General features: G+C 71.8%; 19 protein-coding genes, 4 tRNA genes and 1 riboswitch. Of the genes, 14 read left to right on the forward strand and 9 right to left on the reverse strand.

What is annotated here, in order from left to right:
* Window positions 1-38: 38 nt before the first annotated feature.
* The 7 genes from ACIBG4_RS17710 (at window position 39) to ACIBG4_RS17740 (ending at window position 5,472) form a co-directional block, all read left to right on the forward strand.
* Window positions 39-1,343, forward strand: a complete 1,305-nt coding sequence (locus tag ACIBG4_RS17710) for an MFS transporter (RefSeq protein WP_397202659.1) — start codon at window positions 39-41, stop codon at window positions 1,341-1,343.
* A gap of 89 nt (window positions 1,344-1,432) precedes the next feature.
* Window positions 1,433-2,365: an SPFH domain-containing protein gene (locus tag ACIBG4_RS17715; RefSeq protein WP_310711060.1), complete on the forward strand. Its 933-nt coding sequence runs from the start codon at window positions 1,433-1,435 to the stop codon at window positions 2,363-2,365.
* Window positions 2,366-2,593: 228 nt separating this feature from the next.
* On the forward strand, window positions 2,594-3,301 hold the full coding sequence (locus ACIBG4_RS17720) for a hypothetical protein (protein ID WP_310711061.1): 708 nt from the start codon (window positions 2,594-2,596) through the stop codon (window positions 3,299-3,301).
* Between the two features lie 43 nt (window positions 3,302-3,344).
* Window positions 3,345-3,893: a GNAT family protein gene (locus ACIBG4_RS17725; protein WP_310711062.1), complete on the forward strand. Its 549-nt coding sequence runs from the start codon at window positions 3,345-3,347 to the stop codon at window positions 3,891-3,893.
* A 112-nt stretch (window positions 3,894-4,005) separates the two neighbouring features.
* Window positions 4,006-4,461, forward strand: coding sequence for a hypothetical protein (locus ACIBG4_RS17730; protein ID WP_310711063.1), 456 nt, complete (start codon window positions 4,006-4,008; stop codon window positions 4,459-4,461).
* A 173-nt stretch (window positions 4,462-4,634) separates the two neighbouring features.
* Complete coding sequence (locus tag ACIBG4_RS17735) at window positions 4,635-5,039, forward strand: nitroreductase family deazaflavin-dependent oxidoreductase (protein ID WP_310711064.1); 405 nt, start codon at window positions 4,635-4,637, stop codon at window positions 5,037-5,039.
* A gap of 64 nt (window positions 5,040-5,103) precedes the next feature.
* On the forward strand, window positions 5,104-5,472 hold the full coding sequence (locus ACIBG4_RS17740) for a PH domain-containing protein (protein ID WP_310711065.1): 369 nt from the start codon (window positions 5,104-5,106) through the stop codon (window positions 5,470-5,472).
* A 46-nt stretch (window positions 5,473-5,518) separates the two neighbouring features.
* Here ACIBG4_RS17740 and glgA read toward each other — a convergent pair whose 3' ends face one another.
* Complete coding sequence (gene glgA, locus ACIBG4_RS17745; RefSeq protein WP_310711066.1) at window positions 5,519-6,712, reverse strand: glycogen synthase; 1,194 nt, start codon at window positions 6,710-6,712, stop codon at window positions 5,519-5,521.
* Between the two features lie 195 nt (window positions 6,713-6,907).
* On the opposite strand from glgA, the gene glgC reads away from it, so the two are divergent.
* A complete protein-coding gene (glgC, locus tag ACIBG4_RS17750; protein WP_355449804.1) occupies window positions 6,908-8,143 on the forward strand; it encodes a glucose-1-phosphate adenylyltransferase in 1,236 nt (411 codons plus the stop codon).
* 187 nt (window positions 8,144-8,330) lie between these two features.
* Here the strand turns inward: glgC and ACIBG4_RS17755 are convergent, their stop codons facing one another.
* On the reverse strand, window positions 8,331-8,858 hold the full coding sequence (locus ACIBG4_RS17755; RefSeq protein WP_397202660.1) for a CGNR zinc finger domain-containing protein: 528 nt from the start codon (window positions 8,856-8,858) through the stop codon (window positions 8,331-8,333).
* A gap of 87 nt (window positions 8,859-8,945) precedes the next feature.
* Between ACIBG4_RS17755 and ACIBG4_RS17760 the strand changes: the two genes are divergently transcribed.
* Window positions 8,946-9,854, forward strand: a complete 909-nt coding sequence (locus ACIBG4_RS17760) for a DMT family transporter (protein ID WP_397202661.1) — start codon at window positions 8,946-8,948, stop codon at window positions 9,852-9,854.
* 2 nt (window positions 9,855-9,856) lie between these two features.
* Here ACIBG4_RS17760 and ACIBG4_RS17765 read toward each other — a convergent pair whose 3' ends face one another.
* The 7 genes from ACIBG4_RS17765 to ACIBG4_RS17795 all read right to left on the reverse strand — a co-directional run bounded on the left by ACIBG4_RS17765 (window position 9,857) and on the right by ACIBG4_RS17795 (window position 18,692).
* Window positions 9,857-10,945, reverse strand: coding sequence for a mechanosensitive ion channel family protein (locus ACIBG4_RS17765; protein ID WP_397202662.1), 1,089 nt, complete (start codon window positions 10,943-10,945; stop codon window positions 9,857-9,859).
* Window positions 10,946-11,024: 79 nt separating this feature from the next.
* Window positions 11,025-12,020, reverse strand: a complete 996-nt coding sequence (locus ACIBG4_RS17770; protein ID WP_355449795.1) for a ribonucleotide-diphosphate reductase subunit beta — start codon at window positions 12,018-12,020, stop codon at window positions 11,025-11,027.
* A 37-nt stretch (window positions 12,021-12,057) separates the two neighbouring features.
* A complete protein-coding gene (locus ACIBG4_RS17775; RefSeq protein ID WP_397202663.1) occupies window positions 12,058-14,253 on the reverse strand; it encodes a ribonucleoside-diphosphate reductase subunit alpha in 2,196 nt (731 codons plus the stop codon).
* A 119-nt stretch (window positions 14,254-14,372) separates the two neighbouring features.
* Window positions 14,373-14,606, reverse strand: a riboswitch (cobalamin riboswitch).
* A 4-nt stretch (window positions 14,607-14,610) separates the two neighbouring features.
* Complete coding sequence (locus tag ACIBG4_RS17780) at window positions 14,611-15,570, reverse strand: tripartite tricarboxylate transporter substrate-binding protein (RefSeq protein WP_397202664.1); 960 nt, start codon at window positions 15,568-15,570, stop codon at window positions 14,611-14,613.
* Between the two features lie 65 nt (window positions 15,571-15,635).
* Complete coding sequence (locus ACIBG4_RS17785; RefSeq protein WP_397202665.1) at window positions 15,636-16,436, reverse strand: SAM-dependent methyltransferase; 801 nt, start codon at window positions 16,434-16,436, stop codon at window positions 15,636-15,638.
* Window positions 16,437-16,508: 72 nt separating this feature from the next.
* Window positions 16,509-18,329, reverse strand: coding sequence for a glutamine--fructose-6-phosphate transaminase (isomerizing) (gene glmS, locus ACIBG4_RS17790; protein WP_310711075.1), 1,821 nt, complete (start codon window positions 18,327-18,329; stop codon window positions 16,509-16,511).
* 87 nt (window positions 18,330-18,416) lie between these two features.
* On the reverse strand, window positions 18,417-18,692 hold the full coding sequence (locus tag ACIBG4_RS17795; protein WP_310711076.1) for a hypothetical protein: 276 nt from the start codon (window positions 18,690-18,692) through the stop codon (window positions 18,417-18,419).
* A gap of 156 nt (window positions 18,693-18,848) precedes the next feature.
* On the opposite strand from ACIBG4_RS17795, the gene ACIBG4_RS17800 reads away from it, so the two are divergent.
* From ACIBG4_RS17800 to ACIBG4_RS17820, 5 genes are all read left to right on the forward strand, one after another.
* Complete coding sequence (locus ACIBG4_RS17800; protein WP_397202666.1) at window positions 18,849-20,831, forward strand: N-acetylmuramoyl-L-alanine amidase; 1,983 nt, start codon at window positions 18,849-18,851, stop codon at window positions 20,829-20,831.
* Window positions 20,832-20,953: 122 nt separating this feature from the next.
* A tRNA-Gly gene (locus ACIBG4_RS17805) sits at window positions 20,954-21,025 on the forward strand.
* A 16-nt stretch (window positions 21,026-21,041) separates the two neighbouring features.
* Window positions 21,042-21,112, forward strand: a tRNA-Cys gene (locus tag ACIBG4_RS17810).
* 51 nt (window positions 21,113-21,163) lie between these two features.
* A tRNA-Gly gene (locus ACIBG4_RS17815) sits at window positions 21,164-21,235 on the forward strand.
* 19 nt (window positions 21,236-21,254) lie between these two features.
* Window positions 21,255-21,329: transfer RNA gene (locus ACIBG4_RS17820), tRNA-Val, on the forward strand.
* Window positions 21,330-21,406 lie beyond the last annotated feature (77 nt).

Consider the following 21,406-nt stretch of genomic DNA (forward strand, 5'->3'; position numbering starts at 1 on the left):
TTGATACAAAGCCCTTCAAATCCGTGGGGAGCGAAGCGATGGCAGGCTCCACCTCACAGGCCCGGCGGGTGATCGTCGCCAGCCTGGTCGGCACGTCACTGGAGTGGTACGACTTCTTCCTCTACACGACCGCGGCGACGCTGGTCTTCGGCAAGCTGTTCTTCCCGACCTTCGATCCCCTCAACGCCACCCTGCTCGCCCTGACCACCAACGCCGTGGCGTTCATCGCCAGGCCGCTCGGCGGCATCGTGTTCGGCCACTTCGGCGACCGGGCCGGGCGCAAGACGGTCCTCGTCGTCACCCTGCTCCTGATGGGCGTCTCGACGTTCCTCATCGGCGTGCTCCCCGGGTACCACGCCGTGGGCGTCGCCGCCCCGGTCCTCCTCGCCGTGCTCCGGTTCGTCCAGGGGTTCGGGCTGGGCGGCGAGTGGGGCGGCGCGGTCATCATGTCGCTGGAGCACGCCGACGACCGCCGCCGCGGCTTCAACGCGAGCTGGCCCCAGGTGGGCGTGCCCGCCGGGTTCGTGCTGGCCACGGCGCTGCTGACGCTGCTGTCGGCCACGATGTCGGACGCGGCGTTCCTGTCGTGGGGCTGGCGCATCCCGTTCCTGCTGTCGGGCGTGCTCGTGGCCGTAGGGCTCTGGGTGCGGCTGAAGGTGACGGAGTCGCCGCTGTTCGCCGAGCTGGAGCAGCAGGGTCAGACGGCTCGGATGCCGCTGGTCGAGGTGCTGCGCACGCACCCGCGGGCGCTGCTGTCGGCCTTCACCGCCCGCATCGGCGTGGACGTGGCCTTCTACACCTTCACCGTCTACATCCTCGTCTACGTGACCGGCCGGCTCGGCCTCCCGCGCTCCGTCGGGCTGAACGCCGTCCTCATCGCCTCCGCCCTGCAACTGGGGATGATCCCGTTCTTCGGAGCCCTGTCCGACCGCCTCGGCCGGCGCCCGGTCTACCTGGCGGGGGTCATCGGCGCGGCGATCTGGGTGTTCGTCTTCTTCCCGCTGCTCGACACGCGCTCGTTCCCGCTCATCGCGCTCGCCGCGGTCGTCGCGCTGATCACCCACGCCGCCATGTACGGCCCGCAGGCGGCGTTCATCGCCGAGTTGTTCAGCACCCGGCTGCGCTACAGCGGGGCCTCCATGGGCTACCAGGTGGCCGGGATCGTGGGCGGCGCGATCGCGCCGATCGTCGCGCTCAAACTGCTCGACGTGTACGGCACGACGCTCGCCGTGTCGGTGTACGTGCTCGTCGCGCTGGCCATCACGGCCGTGGGCCTGGCCATCGCGCCGGAGACCCGCGACCTCGACCTGCACCGCCCCGAGGGCCTCGCCCAGCGCACCTGACGTCCCTGTCCCTGACAGGCCCGTACTCCCCCAACCGCCGCGAAACCGCGGGCGGCGGCTGCCACCGCCGCCCGCGCGGGAGGTCCCCGGTGAGAACCGTCCTGCTCGTCATCGCCACGATCATCGCGATCCCCGCACTCGCCGGGCTCGTCACCGGGCTGGATCGCACCGACGGCGGCGAGGTCGCCGTGGTCCGCGACGGCGGCCCGTTCGACGACAACAAGGTGCGCCAGGTCATCGACCCCGCCTCCGGCCTGACCTGGACCGGCTGGTGGTCCTCCGTCCACAGCTACCCCGCCCAGCAACGCTTCTACACGATCACCGCCGACCCCAAGCGGGCCACCACCCTCGGCGTGGACGTCGTGAAGGTGCCCAGCAGCGACGGCGTGAATCTCGGCATCGAGGGCACCCTGTACTTCACGCTCAACCTCGACCATCGGACGCTCAAGACGTTCGACGACAGGTACGGCACCCGCACCTTCCGCGCGCAGGACGGCGCGTCGCTCTACCCCTGGGACGGCGACGAGGGCTGGAGCGCCTTCTTCGGCCAGGCGGTGCGGCCCGTCATCGACAACGCGCTGCGCTCGGAGGTCGGCGCCATGCGGTGCGGCGAGCTGGTGCCGTCGTGCTCGCTGCTGGAGAGCACCGGGCTCAAGCCGCGGAGCAGCAACACCTCCCTGGTCCAGGTGCAGAACGCGGTCAACGCCTCGCTGGCCCGCGAGCTGCCCGGCACGCTGGGCGGCGACTTCCTGACCGGGCTGCGGTTCACGCTGGCCAGGGTGACGCTCCCGCCGGAGGTGCAGCAGGCCGTCGACCGGTCGCTGGCGGCCGACGCCGCCGTCTCCGAGGCCCAGGCCAAGGTGGAGCAGGCCAAGGCCGAGGCCGCGGCCAACCGGGCCCGCCAGCAGGGCTACGACGCCTGTCCGGCGTGCGCCGAGATCGAGAAGCTCAAGTCCCTGCCGCAGGGCATCACCGTGTACGCCCCGGGCAACCCGCAGTCGGTCGTCGTGCCGGCCCGCTGAGCCCGCTCCCCTCGTCCCGTTCCGGCCGCCGCGACCACGGGGGCCGCGGCGGCCGGGACGGGCGGGAAAGGCGGCCGCGCCGGGCACGGGAACGAACCGGGACGTTGTGACTTAATCGCTGCCGATTCCCAAAACACCGGGCATCCTTTGGGCATAAACTGCGCGCCTGTGAGCCTGCCTGTACGTGAACGTTCCCCCCGGCCCGGCGGCGGTCGACACCGCCGTCCGGTGCCCACGTCCCTGCCATCGGACGCCCCCGTGCTCGTGCTCGCCGCGCCGGGCGACGCCTCCGGCGTGGCCTCGGAGATCGCCGCGGTGGTGCGGGTGGACAACCCGCAGATCGAGGTGCGCCTGGCGACGGTCGCCGACCTGGCAGACTCCCTGCCCTCCGGCCGCGACGCCGTGGTGGTACCGCTGCTGACCTGGGACGACCCGGCCGTCCTCGCCGACATCGGCAAGGCCGTGGCCGCCGGAGGCTCCGGCGCGGTCGTGGCCGAGGCGCTCGGCCCCCACCCGCTGCTGGCCGAGGCGCTGCACATCAGGCTGGCCGAGCGCGGCCTGGCCCGGGCCGACCGGGTGCGTCTGCTCAACGTCTCCAGCCCCGTCGACGCGGTCATCCTCGGGACCGCCGGCGGCGCGCGGGCCGTGCAGGCCGTCCAGGCCACGGCCGTGCTGCTCGCCTCCCGGCTCACGCTGCCGGTCGTGGCGGCGTCGCTCGACAGCGAGCCCGGCGTGACCATGGCCGCCCAGCGGCTGCGCGCCGCCGGGGCCGGGCGCCTGGCCCTCGCCCCGTGCCTGATCGGCCACGAGGTGGCCCCGGGGACGGTGGAGCGGGCCGCCGCCGAGATCGAGGCCGGCCACGCCGAGCCGCTCGGCGCGCACGGCGCCATCGCGGAGCTTGTCGCGCGAGCTTACGGGAGTCAACTCGCCACTTGACAAGGGCTTGTGGAGATCACAAAACTCGCGTTAACTTCTCTCCATGCGCCACGTGCAGTGCAACGGTGCGCGTTTGTGCCTGCGTGACGTCACGGAGGCCGACGTGGCGGCACTGCACGCCATCTACGGCGATCCCTCCGCCACGCGCTTCATGCCGTTCGGGGCCCTCACCTTCGAGCAGGTGAGGGCACTCGTCGACGAGGCACTGGAGGCGGCGGAGGCCGAGCCGCGCCGCCTGTACGTGTTCGCGGTCGAGGACGCCGACCACCACGAGGTGATCGGCGTCGCCCGGCTGCACGTCGAGACCGACCTCCCGCACAGCGCCGAGATCGGCCTCGGGCTGCGGCCCGACCAGTGGGGCCGGGGCATGGGCACCGACCTGATCCGGCTGCTGCTGTCGTTCGGCTTCAAGCGGCTCGGCCTGCACCGCGTCTGGGGCGCCCGCTCCCCCGACAACCTGCCCGCGCAGCTCGCGATGCTGACGGCCGGCATGGTCGAGGAGGGCCGCATCCGCCACCACCTGCCCACGCCTGACGGCTGGCGCGACTCCATCGTCCATTCCGCGCTGGAGGACGAGTGGACCGACCGCTGACCGGGCTCTGACGCGGCTCCGGCCCTGCGCGGCTTGACGTGAAGGTGCGTCGCCGCCGGGGATTGTCGGTGGCTCCCCCTACGATGAGGCTCCTCACGGAGGGATCACAGACATGCTCGACTCGCTGATCGTGCCCCTGTTCGTCACGACGGACCTGCCGCCGAGCGCCGACCTGGCCGAGTTCGGCACGCTGCTCGCCGAGACGGCGCGCACGCTCGACCATGACGGCGTGAGCTACGAGGCGTTCCTCGCCGGCAAGGTGTTCTGGCTCGACAGCCCCGTGCCGACCCGGCAGGAGGCCGTCGCCGAGGTCGAGCAGCGCTTCGCCGCCCTGCTGGGCTACCTCGCCGCCTCCGGCCCCGGCCACACGACCCGCGGCGTGGTCGCCGACGTGCGCCGGGCGATCTCCGCGGCGGTCACCGGCCGCTACGGCGACGCGGGCGTCGCTCCGGCCGTGTTCGCCATCCGCGACCGCGACGTGCGCGAGCGCACCCCCGACACCGCCCTCTACGTCGACACCCGCGACGCCGTCCCCGACCTGGTCACGGCCACCCGCTCCTACCTGTGAGGCGGCCCTGCGAGGCGGCCCAGTGAGGCAGTTCTCCGAGGCGGGCCCGTGAGGCAGGCGGGTGAGGCAGGCCGGTGCGGCGGGCCCGTGAGGCGGGGCGGCCGCCGGTCAAGTCCTCGTACAGACCTGGCGGCCGACGGTGACATCAGCCGTGGCGCGGGTAGTCCGGATTCATGCTTTTCGGGAAAGAACACGTTCAGCGCTATCAGGAGACCAACGGCGCGGAAGGCCACGACTGGAACAACACGACCGTCCTCCTCCTGACCACGAAGGGCCGACGCACCGGCCGCCCGTACACGACGCCGCTCATCTACCAGAAGCACGGAGACGCCTACGTCGTGGTGGCCTCCAAGGGCGGCGACCCCGACCACCCCGACTGGTACAAGAACCTCGACGCCACTCCCGAGGTGGAGGTGCAGGTCATGGGCGAGAAGTTCAAGGCCCGGGCGCACACCGCCATCGAGGAGGAGAAGCCCGAGCTGTGGGCCGTCATGACCCGGACCTGGCCGGACTACGACGAGTACCAGACGAAGACCGACCGCCCGATCCCGGTCGTGGTCCTGGAGCCGCTGCGCTGACACCCGCGCCGGAAGAGCTCCGCGAGGACGGAACGAGGAGACGGTCCCCGTTCGTTGGCCGGGCATGGCTGACATTCCCTATGATCGGAAAGAACAGCTCAGGCAGATCGAGAGCGGTCTCCTGCCCGGCGAGCGGATCGTCGCCGTCTACGACGCGATCGGGGCGGGCACCGGCTTCCTCGGCCTCACCGACCGCCGCGTGATCGTGCAGGACAAGTCGTTCGTGGGCAAGCGGGTGGCGCTCACGAGCATCCCCTACGGCAAGATCTCCGCGGTGAGCGTGGTGAGCAACAAGTCGTTCGCGGGCGGGTTCTTCTCGTCCGGGGCGATCGCCATCCACGTCGGGACGCACACGTACGAGGTGGACTTCCGCGGCGAGAACAAGGCGCATCACGTCCACGACGTGATCCTCCACCACATCTCCCAGGGCTGACGCCCGCGGCGGCGCCCGGACCCCGGCGGGGCCGGGCGCCGTCACGTCACGCGCCGGGGGCCGTCCCGGCGACCGACGCGTACAGCTCCAGGGTGCGCTCGGCGATGCGCTCCCACGAGAAGTGCTCGACCGCCCGCGCCCGCCCGGCCTCGCCCATCCGGCGCGCCCGCTCAGGGTCGCCCAGCAGGGAGTTGACCCGCTCGGCGAAGTCGGCGGCGAAGCGCTCCGGGTCGTGCGGCACCCCGTCGGCGCCCTGGTCGATCGGCACGAGCAGCCCGGTCTCGGCGTCGGCGACCACCTCGGGGATGCCGCCCGTGGCCGTGGCGACGACGGCCGTCTCGCAGGCCATGGCCTCCAGGTTGACGATGCCCATGGGCTCGTACACCGACGGGCACACGAACACCGTGGCGTGCGTCAGGAGCTGGATCACCTCGGGCTTGGGCAGCATCTCGGAGATCCACACCACGCCCTTGCGCTCACGTTCGAGGTCGCGGACCAGGCCGGTGACCTCGGCGGCGATCTCCGGCGTGTCGGGCGCGCCGGCGCAGAGCACGAGCTGCGCGCCGGGGTCGAGGGACCGCGCCGCGTGCAGGAGGTGGACCAGGCCCTTCTGCCGGGTGATGCGGCCGACGAAGACGACGTACGGCTTGGCGGGGTCGACGCCGTGCTTCTTCAGCACCGCGTCGTCCCGGTCGGGGGCGTACTCGGCCGTGTCGATGCCGTTGTGGATCACGCTGACCCGCTCCGGCGGGATCTCCGGGTAGGCGGCCAGCACGTCGCGCCGCATGCCGTCCGAGACGGCGACCACCGCGTCGGCGGCGGCCAGGGCGGTGCGCTCGGCCCACGAGGAGATCGTGTAGCCGCCGCCGAGCTGCTCGGCCTTCCACGGGCGCAGCGGTTCGAGGCTGTGCGTGGTGACGACGTGCGGCACGCCGTACAGGAGCTTGGCGACATGTCCCGCGAAATTGGCGTACCAGGTGTGGGAGTGGACCACGTCGGCGCCCTCGCAGGCGGCGGCCATCTCCAGGTCGACGCCCAGCACCTGGAGCGCCGCGTTGGCCGACTCCAGCCCTGCGGGCACCCGGTAGGCGGAGACCCCCGGCTCGTCGCGCCGCGCGCCGAAGCACCGCACCCGGACGTCGGCCAGGCGGCGCAACCGGCTCGCCAGGTACTCCATGTGAACTCCGGCACCGCCGTACACCTCTGGCGGATACTCCCGGCTGAGCAGATCAACGCGCATGGAACGACCTTACGAGCATCCCGCCCATCCGGGACACACCGGTGCGCGACTCGCCGCTTCTCGCCCTCCTGCGGGACGACCCCGGCGATCGTCCGGGCAGCTCAGCAAGGAGAAATCGCCAAAATCTGGAGAAAAGTAACACTCCGGTACGAGGTCACGTCGATAGATCGGCTCATAGGGGGTAGCGTCCTGGTCATGAGGTCCCGGAGGGTGCTTGCGGTCGTGCTGGCAGGTGGCGAGGGGAAGAGGCTCATGCCTCTGACGGCGGACCGGGCGAAACCGGCCGTCCCGTTCGGCGGGATGTACCGTCTGATCGACTTCGTCCTGTCGAACCTGGCCAACGGCGGTTACCTGCAGATCGTCGTACTGACCCAGTACAAGAACCACAGTCTCGACCGCCACGTCTCACGCACCTGGCGGCTTACGGCCATGCTCGGCAACTACGTCACGCCGGTGCCGGCGCAGCAGCGGCTCGGCCCGCGCTGGTTCTCCGGCTCGGCCGACGCGCTGTACCAGAACCTGAACCTCATCTACGACGAGATGCCCGACCATGTCATCGTGTTCGGCGCCGACCACATCTACCGGATGGATCCCCGGCAGATGGTCGAGCAGCACGAGGACTCCGGCGCGGACGTCACGGTCGCGGCCATCAGGCAGCCGATCTCCCTGGCCGACCAGTTCGGCGTCATCGAGACCGACCCGCAGGGCCGGCGCATCGTGGCGTTCCGGGAGAAGCCGAAGGACGCGGTCGGCCTCGCCGACTCGCCCGACGAGGTGTTCGCCTCGATGGGTAACTACGTCTTCCGGACCCAGGCCATGATCGACGCTCTGCGCGAGGACGCGCTCGACCCGACGAGCAAGCACGACCTCGGCGGCAATATCATCCCGATGATGGTCAAGTCGGGCGGAGCCGACGTCTACGACTTCGCCAACAACGTGGTGCCGGGCTCCACCGAGCGCGATCGGGGCTACTGGCGCGACGTGGGAACGCTCGACGCCTACTACGAGGCCCACATGGACCTCATCTCGGCGCACCCGATCTTCAACCTGTACAACGACAAGTGGCCGATCCACACCGGCCACGACCCGCTGCCACCGGCGAAGTTCGTGCACAACGACGGCGACCGGGTGGGCCGGGCGATCGACTCGCTCGTGTCCCCGGGCGTGATCGTCTCGGGCGGCACGGCCATCCGGTCGATCCTGTCGCCCAAGGTCGTGCTGCACTCCCACTCGCTGGTGGAGGACTCCGTCCTCATGGAGAACGTCAAGGTGGGCAGGGGCGCCATCGTCCGGCGGGCGATCATCGACAAGAACGTGGTCATCCCCGACGGGGCGCGCATCGGCTTCGACCTGGACTACGACCGCACCCGCTTCGCGCTGACGCGCGGCGGCGTCGTGGTCATCGGCAAGAACGAGATCGTGGAGCGCTGACCCGCACCCGGATCGCGGAGGAAGTGTGGCCTCGGGCCGGGCTGGCGTGGGGCCATGCCCGAGGCTGGGGCCGCCGTCCGGCCGGGGGGCGCCATTCCCGCCGGTCAGACCGTGACCCGTGGATCATCCGGATGTCGTCCACGGTAGCCAGGTGATCGCCGGGGGTGCCACCCATTAACCGGCCGCGTCAGCCGTGGTGGCGGGCGCGGAAGTGCGCCGCTTTCGCGCGGTTGCCGCATTCGCGCATGTCGCACCAGCGGCGGCCGTTGCCCCGCGAGGTGTCCACGTACAGCCGGGTGCAGACGTCGGCGCCGCACTCCTTGATCCGCGCGGCGTGCGGGCCGCCGAGCAGCTCCACCGCCTGCCGGGCGACCGTCGACAGGACGGCCGCGAGGTCGCCGCCGCGCTCGATGCGCCCGTCGGCGCCGATCGCGACCCGGACGGGGGGCCCGGCGGCGACCCGGTTGACCAGCTCACGGTCGCCGGGGAGAGCCGTGCCGGCGGCCAGGCGGTAGACGGCCTCGCGCAGCTGCCTGGCGGCGGCCAGCCCGTCCGGCGTGACCTCGCAGGGCCGGTCGAGAATGCCTGCCTCCACGGCCCAGATCCCCAGGTCGGCGGGGCTCTCCAGCATCTCGCACCGGTCCGCCCGCCGGTGCTGGACCGTGCCGGCCAGGTCGAGGCCGAGGTTGCCGCTGACGAAGGTGAAGCCTGCCACACCCTCATCATAACCGCCTTGACAGGTTATGAGTAGGACGAGCACAGTGAAGTAACCGTGCTGAGTGGTTATGTGGGGAGCGGAACTGTGGCCGTCCAGGTGACGAGGACAGAGACGACGCGGACAGAGACGACGCGGGCGGAGAGCCGGGCGAAGGCGCCGGCCCTCCTGCCGTCCCTGTTCGTGGTGATGTGGAGCAGCGCGTTCGTGGCCGGCCTGATCGGGGTGGGCGCCGCGCCGCCGCTGCTGCTGACGTTCGCCCGGTTCGCGCTGGCCGGGCTGCTGCTGGGCGGGTACGCGCTGGCGGTGCGGGCCCCGTGGCCGCGCGGGCGGCGCCTCGCGCACGTGGTGGTGGCCGGGCTGCTGGTCCAGGTGGTGCAGTTCGGCGCGTTCTACTCGGCGCTCGGCCTGGGCGTCCCGGCGGCGTTGATCGCGCTCGTGCAGGGGCTGAGCCCCATGGTCGTCGCGCTGCTCGCCGGGCGGGCGCTGGGCGAGCGGATGAGTCCCGTCCGGTGGGCCGGGTTCGGGCTCGGCGCCGCCGGGGTGGGCCTGGCCGTGGCCGACAGGGTGAGCTTCTCCCCCGCCGCGCTGGCGCTGTGCGCGGTCGGGCTGCTGGGGCTGAGCGCAGGGACGGTGTACCAGAAGCGCTTCGCCGCCGACATGGACGTGCGCACGGGGACGGCGGTGCAGTTCCTGGCCGGGGCGCCGCTGATGGGACTGGGCGCGCTGCTGCTGGAGACGCCGCGGGTGGGCGACTGGGGCGCGTTCGGCGGCGCGGTGGCCTGGCTCGTGCTGGTGAACTCGATCGGCGCGTTCCTCCTGCTCAACACCATGCTGCGGGACGCGCCGGCGAGCCGGGTGAGCACGATGTTCTTCCTCACCCCCGCGGTGACGGCCGTCATGGCGTGGCTCGTCGCCGGGCAGTCGTTGCACCCGCTCGCGGTGGCCGGCCTGGTCGTGGGCGGCGCCGGAGTGCTCCTGGCCGCGCGCCGCTGAGGTCAGCGCTGCTGGGTGCCGGGCTTGGGGGCGGGGGCGCCGGAGTCGGAGAGCCGATCGCCGGCGGCGAGCTCGGCGCCCAGCTCGGTGGTCCACGGCACGCCGGCGCGGGTCTCGGGCGTCTCGACCCGGAAGCGCGGCAGCGCCTCGGGGAAGTTCTCCCTGATGTAGGTGACCATGTGCTCGCGGACGTCGCACTTGAGGTCCCAGGCGGAGGGCGAGTCGGCGGCGCTCATCAGGGCGCGCAGCTCGACCAGGCCGTTCGGCAGGACGTCGGTGACCTGGAGCGTCCAGTCCTTCTGGTCCCACAGCGGGTTGCTCTGGATGAACGCGTACAGCTCGTCACGCAGCTTCTGGACGGGGACCGACCAGTCCACCCGCAGGAACACCACGGCGACGACCCGGCTGCCGTGCCGGGTCCAGTTCTCGAACATGTTCTGCGTGAAGTACGAGACGGGCAGCACCAGCCGCCGCTCGTCCCAGAGCCGGACCACCACGTACGTCAGCGTCAGCTCCTCGATGCGGCCCCACTCGTCGCCCACCACCACGACGTCGTCGAGGCGCAGCGCGTCGCTGAAGGCGAGCTGGAGACCGGCCAGCGCGTTGCCGATCGTGGGCTGGGCGGCGATGCCGACCACCGCGCCGGCGATGCCCGCGGAGGCGAGCAGCCCGGCGCCCAGCGCCCGCACCTGCGGGAACGAGAACAGCATCGCGCCGAGGGCGACCACGATGATGGTCACGGCGGCGATCCGGCGGACCAGCGCGATCTGCGTCATGATCCGCCGGGCCCGCCGGTTGCGCTCGCCCTCGACCCGCACCAGCCGTTCGAGCACCACGTCCGTCAGCGCGTAGCTGGCCTGGACGATCAGCCAGGTGACGGACGCGATCGTGACCAGCCCCAGGCCCCGCTCCACGGTCGCGGCGAGCTGCTGCTCGCGCGGGCTGTCGCCGAACATGCCCGGCCCGAACACGAGGTTGCACGCCACCACCGCGGCCACCGCGAACGCCGCCCAGGTGCAGTGCTCCACCAGGTGCCCGGCGAGCGACCACTTGCGCCCGGCCCGTTTCAGGAGCCGGCGCGTGACCTCCACCAGAAGGATCGCGCCTACGACGGAGACGGCCAAAATGGGCCACTCGGCCGGCGACTGCACGTGTCATGCCCCCAATGTCTTAAAAGGTCTCGTCGAAACTCACATTGCCCTCAACCGCCACCTGATAAGCAGAGACCCGGCGTTCGAAGAAGTTCGCCAGCTCCTGCACGTCCTGGAGCTCCATGAACGCGAACGGGTTGGCGGTGCCGTACCTCGTGGGCAGGCCCAGGCGGGCCAGCCGCTGGTCCGCGACGTATTCAAGGTACTCGCGCATCTGGTCCGCGGTCATCCCCGGCATGCCGTCGCCGCACAGATCGCGGGCGAAGGCCAGCTCGGCGGTGACCGCCTCCTCCAGCATCGCGGTGACCTGCTTGCCCAGCTCGTCGTCGAACAGCTCGGGCTCCTCGGCCCGGACGGTGTCGACGACGCTGAACGCGAACTCCATGTGCATGGACTCGTCGCGGAACACCCAGTTCGTCCCCGTGGCCAGGCCGCCGAGCAGCCCCCGGGACCGGAACCAGTACACGTACGCGAACGCGCCGTAGAAGAACAGCCCCTCGATGCAGGCGGCGAAGCAGATGAGGTTGAGCAGGAACTGCCGGCGCTCGGCGGCCGTCTCCAGCCGCTGGAGCCCGTTGATCGAGTCGATCCACCGGAAGCAGAACTCCGCCTTGTCGCGGATCGACGGGATGTGCTCGATCGCCGCGAACGCCTTGACCCGCTCGTCGAGGTCGGGCAGGTAGGTGTCGAGCAGCGTCAGGTAGAACTGCACGTGCACGGCCTCCTCGAACAGTTGCCTGCTCAGGTACAGGCGCGCCTCGGGGGCGTTGACGTGCTGGTAGAGGTTGAGCACGAGGTTGTTGGCGACGATCGAGTCACCGGTGGCGAAGAAGGCGACCAGCCGGTTGATCAGGTGGCGCTCCTGGGGCGTCATCTTCGCCAGGTCGGCGAGGTCGTTGTGCAGATCGACCTCCTCGACGGTCCAGGTGTTGCGGATGGCGGCCCGGTACCGCTCGTAGAAGTCGGGGTAGCGCATGGGGCGCAGCGTCAGGTCCATTCCCGGGTCGAGCAGCATGTGATGTCTCCGTGTGAGAGGGGTGGGGCGGCGGGGCCTACTGGCAGGCTTCGCAGACGTCGGGGTTCTCCAGCGAGCAGGCGATCGCCGCACTCGTGTCCTCCGAGGGGGCGGGAAGGCCGGGCACGGGCGCGGCCGGCACCGTGGTCTGCGCGATCCGGGTGGCGGGCCGCGAGCGCAGGTAGTACGTGGTCTTCAGGCCCTTCTTCCAGGCGTAGGCGTACATCGACGAGAGCTTGCCGATGGTCGGGCTGGCCATGAAGAGGTTGAGCGACTGCGACTGGTCGATGTACGGCTGGCGGGCCGCGGCCAGGTCGATGAGGGCCTTCTGCGGCAGCTCCCAGGCGGTCCGGTAGAGGCTCCGCAGGTCGTCCGGGACGCCGGGGACGTCCTGGACCGAGCCGTCGGCCCGCTTGATGGCGTCGCGCATCGCCTGCGTCCACAGTCCGCGCGCCTGGAGGTCGGCCACCAGGTAGCGGTTGACCTGGAGGAACTCGCCGGACAGCGTCTCGCGCTTGAAGACGTTCGACACCTGCGGCTCGATGCACTCGTAGCAGCCGGCGATCGACGCGATCGTCGCCGTCGGCGCGATGGCGATCATCAGCGAGTTGCGCAGCCCCGTCCCGGCGATCTTCTCGCGGAGCGCGTCCCAGCGCGGCGAGGCGGCGCCGGCGTAGTGGTCGGGGTGCAGCACTCCCCCGGCCGCGCGGGTGTCGCCGTACGAGGGGTGCCGGCCGCGCTCGGCGGCGAGGTCGGCGGAGGTGTCGTAGGCGGCCAGCGCGATCTCCTCGGCGATCCGGGTGGACAGCTCCAGCGCCTCGGGCGAGTCGAACGGCAGACGCAGCGTGAAGAACACGTCGGCCAGCCCCATCACGCCGAGCCCGATGGGCCGCCAGCGCCGGTTGGCCGCCGCCGCCTCGGGCGTCGGGTAGAAGCCGAGGTCGATGGTGCGGTCGAGGAAGCGCACGGCGGTCCGCACGGTGGCGCGCAGCCGCTCCCAGTCCAGGCCGGCGCCGTCGCGCAGGTGCGCGGCCAGATTGACCGACCCGAGGTTGCAGACGGCGGTCTCGGCGTCGCTGGTGACCTCCAGGATCTCGGTGCACAGGTTGGACAGGTGGATGACGTTCTCCGGCCGGGCGGTCTGGTTGGAGGTGCGGTTGGCCGCGTCCTTGAAGGTCATCCAGCCGTTGCCGGTCTGCGCGAGCGTGCGCATCATCCGCCCGTACAGGGTGCGGGCGGGGATCTGCCTGACGTGCAGGCCCTGCGCCTCGTAGGCGCGGTAGGCCCGGTCGAACGCCTCGCCGTACAGGTCGGTCAGGTCCGGCACGTCCTTCGGGTCGAACAGCGACCACGGCTCGTCGGCCTCGACCCGGCGCATGAACTCGTCCGGCACCCAGTTGGCGAGGTTGAGGTTGTGCGTGCGGCGGGCGTCCTCGCCGGTGTTGTCGCGCAGCTCCAGGAACTCCTCGACGTCGGCGTGCCAGGTCTCCAGGTAGACGCAGGCGGCGCCCTTGCGCCGGCCGCCCTGGTTGACCGCGGCGACGGACGAGTCCAGCGTGCGCAGCCAGGGGACGATGCCGTTGGAGTGCCCGTTGGTGCCCCGGATGAGCGAGCCGCGGGAGCGGACCCGGGTCCAGGCGATGCCGATGCCCCCGGCGTACTTCGACAGCCGGGCGACCTGCCCGTACCTGTCGTAGATGGCCTCCAGCTCGTCGCGTGGCGAGTCGAGCAGGAAGCACGACGAGAGCTGCGGCCGGCGCGCGCCCGAGTTGAACAGCGTCGGCGAGCTCGGCAGGTACGACAGGGTGCTCATGAGGGCGTACAGCTCGGCCGCCTCGGCCACGGTGGCGGACAGGCCGCAGGCCACGCGCAGCAGGAAGTGCTGCGGGCGCTCCAGCACGGCGCGGGTCTCCGGGTGGCGCAGCAGGTAGCGGTCGTAGACCGTGCGCAGGCCGAAGTACTCGAAGCGGTCGTCGGCGTCGGCCGGCACCAGCGCGTCCAGCTCGGCGGCGTGGGCGGCGACGAACGCCGCCAGCTCGTCCTGCACCAGCCCGGCCGCGTGGGTGGCGGCGACGGAGTCGGAGAACGACCGCACGCCGCAGGCGGCGGCCTCGGCGGCGATCTCCTCGGCCAGCAGCCGGGCGGCGACCCGGGAGTTGGCCGGGTCGGCGATCACCCGCGCGGCCGCCTCCTCGATGGCCAGTCGCCGGTCACCCTCAACGATGGTCGTCACGTGCTCTCTCCTCGCGAGCTCGCCCCGGCGAGGGCGCACGAGAGCACGGCGGCGCGGGGTGTCCCCGGCCGCGACGGCCCCCGGGCCCTCCCTCGAGGCCCTGGACAGGTCCAGCCGGTGGTCCCCCGGCACTCGCTGGCAGGTCTTCGGGCTCGCGGGCAGGCGCGCGTGACCGATCACGCGTTCCTACGCGTACGATCACCCGCTCGGTCCTACTGGCCGTCGCTTCCCGGATCGTTCCAGTGCTCTGTGACGGCGGTCGTTCCCGCTCACCGCTGCGGGGCAGCCCCGGAATCGCACCGGGTTCCCTTTTGCTCCGCCCCGAGGGGCGAACCAGCGACGAGCAGGATCCTACATCTAGTGGCCGTTGGCGCAACTACCGCTGCATGTTGTGCCGGTCGTGTTGACGAGCCCGAGATCACGGAGCACTCCGCGGGTGCGGCCGATCTCCGTGCCCAGCCAGAGCGCGAAGTCGTCGCCGAAGAGCGGCAGGGCGCTCCAGCCGCGCCTGCGGCAGACCTCGCGCCACGGGGCCGAGCGGGAGACGACCTCGCACATCTCCAGTGCCGCGTCGCGCGTGTCGCCGGACATGCCGTGCGGCCCGACCGCCGCGCACCAGGCCGCGAAGTCGACGCGCACCCCGCTCTCCAGCAGGCTGGGGGCGTCGATCCCGTCGACGCGGTGCGCGCAGGAGACCGCCAGCGCCTTGAAGCGGCCCGTGCGGATGTCGTGCCGCCAGTCGGCCAGGGTGCCGGCGGCGGCCGCCGCCTTGCCGCCGAGCAGGGCCTCGGCCACGTCCTCGCTGCTCGGGTAACCGGTGTAGACGACCTGCCGCGTGTCGGCGCCGAGGCCCCGCGCGACCAGGCCGAACAGCAGGTGGTCGGGCTCGCCCCGCGGCCCGCCGGCGAGCATGGTCTCGCCCGGCCGGGCCAGCAGGTGGGCGCCGAAGTCGTCGAAGTCGCGGAACTTCGAGGCCGCCGGCACGACCACGACCTCGATCTCCCCGGCGAGCCGGGCCAGCGGGGTGGCGGTGTCGAGGAGGGTCGGCCCGTCGTTGAGCGCGGCGGCGGCCAGGGCCGGCAGGCCGGTGACGGTGATACGCGTGGCCTCGCCCTCGCGCGACACGGCGAACCCGGCGTCCCAGGCGGCGGTGCCCAGGGCCTGGGCCACGCGCGTCCACCGCTCCCCGCCGGGCACGATGGCGAACCTGCCGCGCACGCCCCGGCCGGGGGCCCGCCCGGCGCCGCACCCGGCGGCGCTCGCCAGCCCCGAGACCGCCAGGCCGAGCCCGAGTGCGAGCACCTGCCGTCGGCGCATGGCATGCCTCCCCGGTCCGCGAGCCAGCATCTCGCTACACCAGGTTAACGAACCACTACAAGCCGTCACACATCAGGGGCTATGGGATGCTTCCACCCCACACCCGCCATGAGGTACGAACCGCCGCCCGGCTCCCCCGCCAGGCGGGGCCGGTCCGGGCGCCAGTCCGCCGCGTTCACCAGGCCGGGCTCGACCAGGGCGAAGTCGCCGAAGAAGCGCCGGATGGCGGCCGGCGGCCGCTCGGCGCCGCGCCCCTGGGAGATCGGGGCGACGCCTCCGCCGCCCGCCGGCCTGCCGGGGGCGACGGCATGGGTGATCACCAGGTGGCTGCCCGGCGCGACGGCCTCGCGCAGCCGCGCCACCGTCTCGTACGGCCCGTCCGCGTCGGGGAGGAAGTGCAGGATGCCGACCAGCAGGATCCCCACCGGCCGGCCGAGGTCCAGCAGCTCCGAGGCGCCCTCCAGCACCTCGGGCGCGTCGAGCAGATCCGCCTGGAGGAAGGCGGCCCGGCGGTCCGGGGCCGCCCTTCCTCCGTCGCCCTCGCCCAGCAGGGCCCTGGCGTGCGCGGCCACGACCGGGTCGCGGTCGACGTACACGACGCGGGCGTCCGGGACGATCTCGTGGACGCTGCCCTGGGTGGGCAGCCCGCTGCCGAGGTCGAGGAACTGGCGCACACCGGCGCCCGCGAGGTGGCGCACGGCCCGCCGCAGGAAGCCGCGATTGGCCCGCGCCAGCGGCACGGCCTGCGGGACCAGCGCTACCAGCCGCTCGGTCGCCTCGCGGTCGACGGCGTAGTTGTCGTGGCCGCCGAGCAGGTAGTCGTACATGCGGGCGACGTTCGGCGTGTGAGGATCGAACTCGGCCACATTCGGATCTTAGGTCGAGAATGCGCCGGTAACACGACCTTTGTGCGATTGTGGCCATAGTGCCGCGCTAAGTTACTCAACTGTGACACTCTTCGCGAGATTGCGAGGCTTGTCGACATCGCGGTCCAGAGCCACGGCAGCGTGGTAGGCGAGGAGCTGGAGCGGGATCGTCAGCAGGATGGGGTCGAGCTCGATCTCGTTCTTCGGCACCACGATCACGTCGTCGGCCAGCTTGGCGTCGGGCTCGCGGTGGCCCACCATGAGCACCTGGCCGCCGCGGGCGCGGATCTCGCCGAGCGTGGTGAGGTTCTTGTCCAGCAGCTCGTCGTCGGGCACGATCGCCACCGTCGGCATCTCCGGCCCGATCAGCGCGAGGGGGCCGTGCTTGAGCTCGCTGGCCGGGTACGCCTCGGCGTGGACGTAGGAGATCTCCTTGAGCTTCTGGGCGCCCTCGCGGGCGACGGGGTAGCCGCGCACGCGCCCGACGAACATCATGCTCGGGTACGGGGCGTACTTCCGGGCCAGCTCGGCGATCTTGTCGCTCTGGGAGAGGATCTCCTCGATCTGGGCCGGCAGGCGGCGCAGGCCCTCGACGACGCGGCGGCCGTCGGCGGGCGACAGGTCGTGGACGCGCCCGAAGTGCAGGGCGAGCAGCGCGAACGCCAGCGCGGTCGAGGTGAACGCCTTCGTCGAGGCGACCGACACCTCCGGCCCGGCGTGCAGGTAGACGCCGCCGTCGACCTCGCGCGCGATGGCGCTGCCGACCGCGTTGACGATGCCGATGACCCGGCCGCCCTTGCGCTTGAGCTCCTGCACGGCGGCCAGCGTGTCGTACGTCTCGCCCGACTGGCTGATCGCGACGTAGAGGGTGTCGGGGTCGACGACCGGGTTGCGGTAGCGGAACTCGCTGGCCGGCTCGGCGTCGGCCGGGATGCGGGCCAGCTCCTCGATGAGCTGGGCGCCGATCTGACCGGAGTAGTACGCGGAGCCGCAACCGATGATCTTGACGCGGCGGAAGGAGCGGGTCTCGCGGGCGTCCATGTTGAGGCCGCCCAGGTGGGCGATGTGGAAGCGCTCGTCGAGCCGGCCGCTCATGGTGCGGGCCACGGTCTCGGGCTGCTCGGAGATCTCCTTGAGCAGGTAGTGCTCGTAGCCGCCGGTGTCGTAGTGGCCGGCGTCCCAGTCGACGGTCAGCGGCTCCTTGGCCGTCTCGCGGGCGTCGCTGGCGAAGGTGTGGAAGCCGTCGGCCTTGAGGACGGCCAGCTCGCCGTCCTCCAGGTGGACGACCTGGCGGGTGTAGCGGACCAGCGCGGCCACGTCGGAGGCGGCGAACATCTCCTTCTCGCCGATGCCGAGCACGATCGGGCTGCCGTTGCGGGCCACGACCACCTCTCCCGGCCGCTCGGCGTCCATGACCGCGATGCCGTACGTCCCGACGACGCTCTTCAGCGCCTTGCGGACGGCCTCCTCCAGCGAGTCGGTCTCCTTCACGGTGCGGGCGATCAGGTGGGCCAGCACCTCGGTGTCGGTCTCGGAGAGGAACTCCGCGCCGTCGGCCACCAGCTTGGCGCGCAGCTCGTCGGCGTTCTCGATGATGCCGTTGTGCACGACGGCGACGCGCTCGTCGGAGGACAGGTGCGGATGCGCGTTGACGTCACTGGGAACGCCGTGGGTGGCCCACCGGGTGTGGCCGATGCCGAGCCCGCCCTTGAACCTGGCCGGCACGACCTTGGCCAGGTCGGCGACCCTGCCCTTGACCTTGCGGACCTTGAGGCCCTTGTTCGAGACCACGACACCGGCCGAGTCGTACCCGCGGTACTCCAGCCGCTGCAGGCCCTCCAGCAGGATGGGGGCGGCGTCCTTGGGGCCGACGTACGCGACGATTCCGCACATCCGACATCTCCTATCCGTCGTCATCCGTCTTCTCGGAAGACGGCGATGCAGTTGTTTCTCAGGTGGTTCTGGGAACGGCCTGTCCGGTCAGCCGTAGACGATGCGGCGCAACTGCCGCAGGGACAGCTCGGGCGCCGCGACGCGGCGCCCGCGAAGCTCGGCGGCCACTCTGGGGAAGATCTCGTCGTTGGTGAGGCCTCGGGCCTTCAGCTCGGCGTGGCGCCGCCGCACGAACGCCTCCACCGGTTCGGAGAAGTACGACAGCACGTCGGCGACCACCCGCGCGGCCTCACCGGGGCCGAGCCCGCTGGTCCGGATGAGGTGGGCGATCAGCTCCTCGTAGGGGTGCAGCGTCGTGGACACAGACGAGGACACTACGCACAGGGAACGCGACACGCCAACATCCTGCCCGGAATCGGGCAGGGATAGCCGATTCAACACGCTCTCGCGGCGCCGGCGGACTTTCCGATGCGGTGATTACTGTGCGTAGTGTAGTCGTACCGATCCGTGGAGGTTGTCATGCCGCACTGGGCCGCCGCCGGTCTGGTCACCGGTCTCGCCGCCGGGCTCCTCGCCCTGCCCGGCCCCGCGCCGGGCCGCCAGGCGGACTTCGCGCGGGCGGCCGGGGAGTTCGGTGTGCCGGTGAGCCTGCTGCTCGGGGTCTCGTACCTGGAGTCGCGCTGGGACACGAACGGCGGCCGGCCGAGCACGGCGGGCGGGTACGGGCCGATGCACCTGGTGGACACGGCGGCCGTCGAGCCCGTGGCGCCGGGTGACCCCGGTGCCGCCTCCGGGCCCGGGGCCGCCTCCGGGCCCGGGGCCGCCGGCGGGGCGACGCTGCAGCGCGCCGCGCGGCTCACCGGGCTTCCGGCCGCGCGCCTGCGCTCCGACCCGGCCGCGAACATCAGGGGCGGCGCCGCCGTCCTGGCCTCGCTCAAGGCCTCCCTCCAGGCGCGCACCGGCTCGGACCCCGCCGACTGGTACGACGCCGTCGCCCGCTACGCCGGGAGCCTCTCCCCGCTCCCGTCATCCGGATCACACGACTTCGCCGACCAGGTGTTCGAGGTGATCCGCCAGGGCGTGACCCGCAGGACCGACGACGGCTCCGTGGTCCGCCTGGCGCCCGTGCCGGACCTGCGCCGGCCCGCCGCGCCGTCCGCGCGCCCGGCGGGAGCGGCCGAGTGCCCCCGGACGCTCGACTGCGAGTGGATGCCCGCCGCGTACAAGCGCACGAGCGGCGGCTACGGCAACCACGACCGGATGCCCGCCACCACGACGCGGCGGATCGACTACATCGTCATCCACGACACGGAGACCAAGTACCGCGACATCCCGTCGATGGTCTCCGACCCCGACTACGTGAGCTGGCACTACACGATCCGCTCCGGCGACGGGCACGTGGCCCAGCACGTGCGGACGCGGGACATCGCCTGGCACGCCGGCAACTACGACTTCAACGCCCGCTCGATCGGCATCGAGCACGAGGGCTACCTGGCCAGGGGGGCGACCTGGTACACGGAGGCGATGTACCGGTCCTCGGCCCAGCTGCTGCGCTACCTGGCGGACCTGTACGACCTGCCCCTCGACCGGGCGCACATCCTCGGCCACGACAACGTCCCCGGCACCACGGCCGAAAGCCATCCGGGCATGCACGACGACCCGGGCCCGTACTGGGACTGGGCCCACTACCTGGAGCTGGCGGGCAGTCCGATCACCGGCACGCCGGCCCGCCCCCCGGCCCTGGCGGTGGCCGGCCCCCCGGCCCCCGGCCTGCCTGACGGCGGGCCCGCGGATGCCCCGCCGGAACCGGGAGCCGCCGAGGGCGTGCTCACGGCCGCCCCCGCCGTCATGTCCGCACCCGGCGGCCGGGCCAGATCGGTCATCATCCTGCCCGACTACGCGACGAACCAGCCGCTCTTCACCGGCTGCTCCGCGGCCAAGCCGGCCAGGCCCTGCGAGCCGCACGGCGCCTCGTCGGTGTGGCTGCGCACCGAGCCGCGCGAGGACGCGCCCCTGGTCGACGACATCGGCAAGCGGGTGGGCAAGCCGAGCACGTACAGCGTGTACGACCACAGCGCCCGCGCCTCCACCGGCCAGCGGTTCGCCGTGGCCGGGCGGCAGGGCGACTGGACGGCGATCTGGTACCTCGGCCAGAAGGCGTGGTTCCACAACCCGGCCACCGCTCCGACCGCCGTCCCCGCCGCGGGCGCGCTGGTCACGCCGCTGAAGGACACGGTCAGGGTGTACGGCCGGGCGTACCCCGGTCACCCGGCCTACGAGGGCACGGGCGTCGCCTACCAGGAGCGCACGCCGCTGGCGTACGTGATCCGCTCCGGCCAGACGTACACGCTGGGGCAGATCGTGGCGGGCTCGTACCAGAAGGCGGGCTCCTTCGACCCGGCCGCGCACGTCACGGTCACGGGCACCCGGCGCTTCTACCAGATCCAGCTCGGCCACCGGGTGGCGTTCGTCCGGGCGCGGGACGTACGCGTGATCCGGTGAGCGGCCCCCGCGTCGGCGGCCGATCTCGTCCCGCCGATTTCGTCCCGGAGCCCGCCGGACGCGCGCGGGCACTCTCCGAAGGCGATATGGTTTTCCCGTGGCCGGCACTTCGCCGGAGACACGCGGAAGTGGCTCAGTGGTAGAGCATCACCTTGCCAAGGTGAGGGTCGCGGGTTCGAATCCCGTCTTCCGCTCGGAGTACGAACTCCTGGTGGAGTGGCCGAGAGGCGAGGCAGCGGCCTGCAAAGCCGTCTACACGGGTTCAAATCCCGTCTCCACCTCGGTCAGGCGCGGTCCCTCACGGGATCCGCTAAAGTAAAGTGCAGCGCCATGCGGAAGTGGCTCAGTGGTAGAGCATCACCTTGCCAAGGTGAGGGTCGCGGGTTCGAATCCCGTCTTCCGCTCTGAGTGACAACTCAACACGGACGATTAGCTCAGCGGGAGAGCGCTTCCCTGACACGGAAGAGGTCACTGGTTCAATCCCAGTATCGTCCACCACCCGCCCCAGCTCACGGCAGCCGCCGGGAGTCTGGGGCTTCTTGGTGTTCCGGGCGGATCACGGGTGTCGCGGGGGA

It is taken from the genome of Nonomuraea sp. NPDC050383 (assembly GCF_044459125.1).
GTDB lineage: Bacteria > Actinomycetota > Actinomycetes > Streptosporangiales > Streptosporangiaceae > Nonomuraea.

What these genes read in the sequence shown, in the direction of transcription:
- ACIBG4_RS17710 (WP_397202659.1), top strand. Translation starts at nt 39, where the DNA reads ATGGCAGGCTCCACCTCACAGGCCCGGCGGGTGATCGTCGCCAGCCTG.
- ACIBG4_RS17725 (WP_310711062.1), top strand. Translation starts at nt 3,345, where the DNA reads ATGCGCCACGTGCAGTGCAACGGTGCGCGTTTGTGCCTGCGTGACGTC.
- ACIBG4_RS17730 (WP_310711063.1), top strand. Translation starts at nt 4,006, where the DNA reads ATGCTCGACTCGCTGATCGTGCCCCTGTTCGTCACGACGGACCTGCCG.
- ACIBG4_RS17735 (WP_310711064.1), top strand. Translation starts at nt 4,635, where the DNA reads ATGCTTTTCGGGAAAGAACACGTTCAGCGCTATCAGGAGACCAACGGC.
- ACIBG4_RS17740 (WP_310711065.1), top strand. Translation starts at nt 5,104, where the DNA reads ATGGCTGACATTCCCTATGATCGGAAAGAACAGCTCAGGCAGATCGAG.
- glgA (WP_310711066.1), bottom strand. Translation starts at nt 6,712, where the DNA reads ATGCGCGTTGATCTGCTCAGCCGGGAGTATCCGCCAGAGGTGTACGGC.
- glgC (WP_355449804.1), top strand. Translation starts at nt 6,908, where the DNA reads ATGAGGTCCCGGAGGGTGCTTGCGGTCGTGCTGGCAGGTGGCGAGGGG.
- ACIBG4_RS17770 (WP_355449795.1), bottom strand. Translation starts at nt 12,020, where the DNA reads ATGCTGCTCGACCCGGGAATGGACCTGACGCTGCGCCCCATGCGCTAC.
- ACIBG4_RS17780 (WP_397202664.1), bottom strand. Translation starts at nt 15,570, where the DNA reads ATGCGCCGACGGCAGGTGCTCGCACTCGGGCTCGGCCTGGCGGTCTCG.
- glmS (WP_310711075.1), bottom strand. Translation starts at nt 18,329, where the DNA reads ATGTGCGGAATCGTCGCGTACGTCGGCCCCAAGGACGCCGCCCCCATC.
- ACIBG4_RS17800 (WP_397202666.1), top strand. Translation starts at nt 18,849, where the DNA reads ATGCCGCACTGGGCCGCCGCCGGTCTGGTCACCGGTCTCGCCGCCGGG.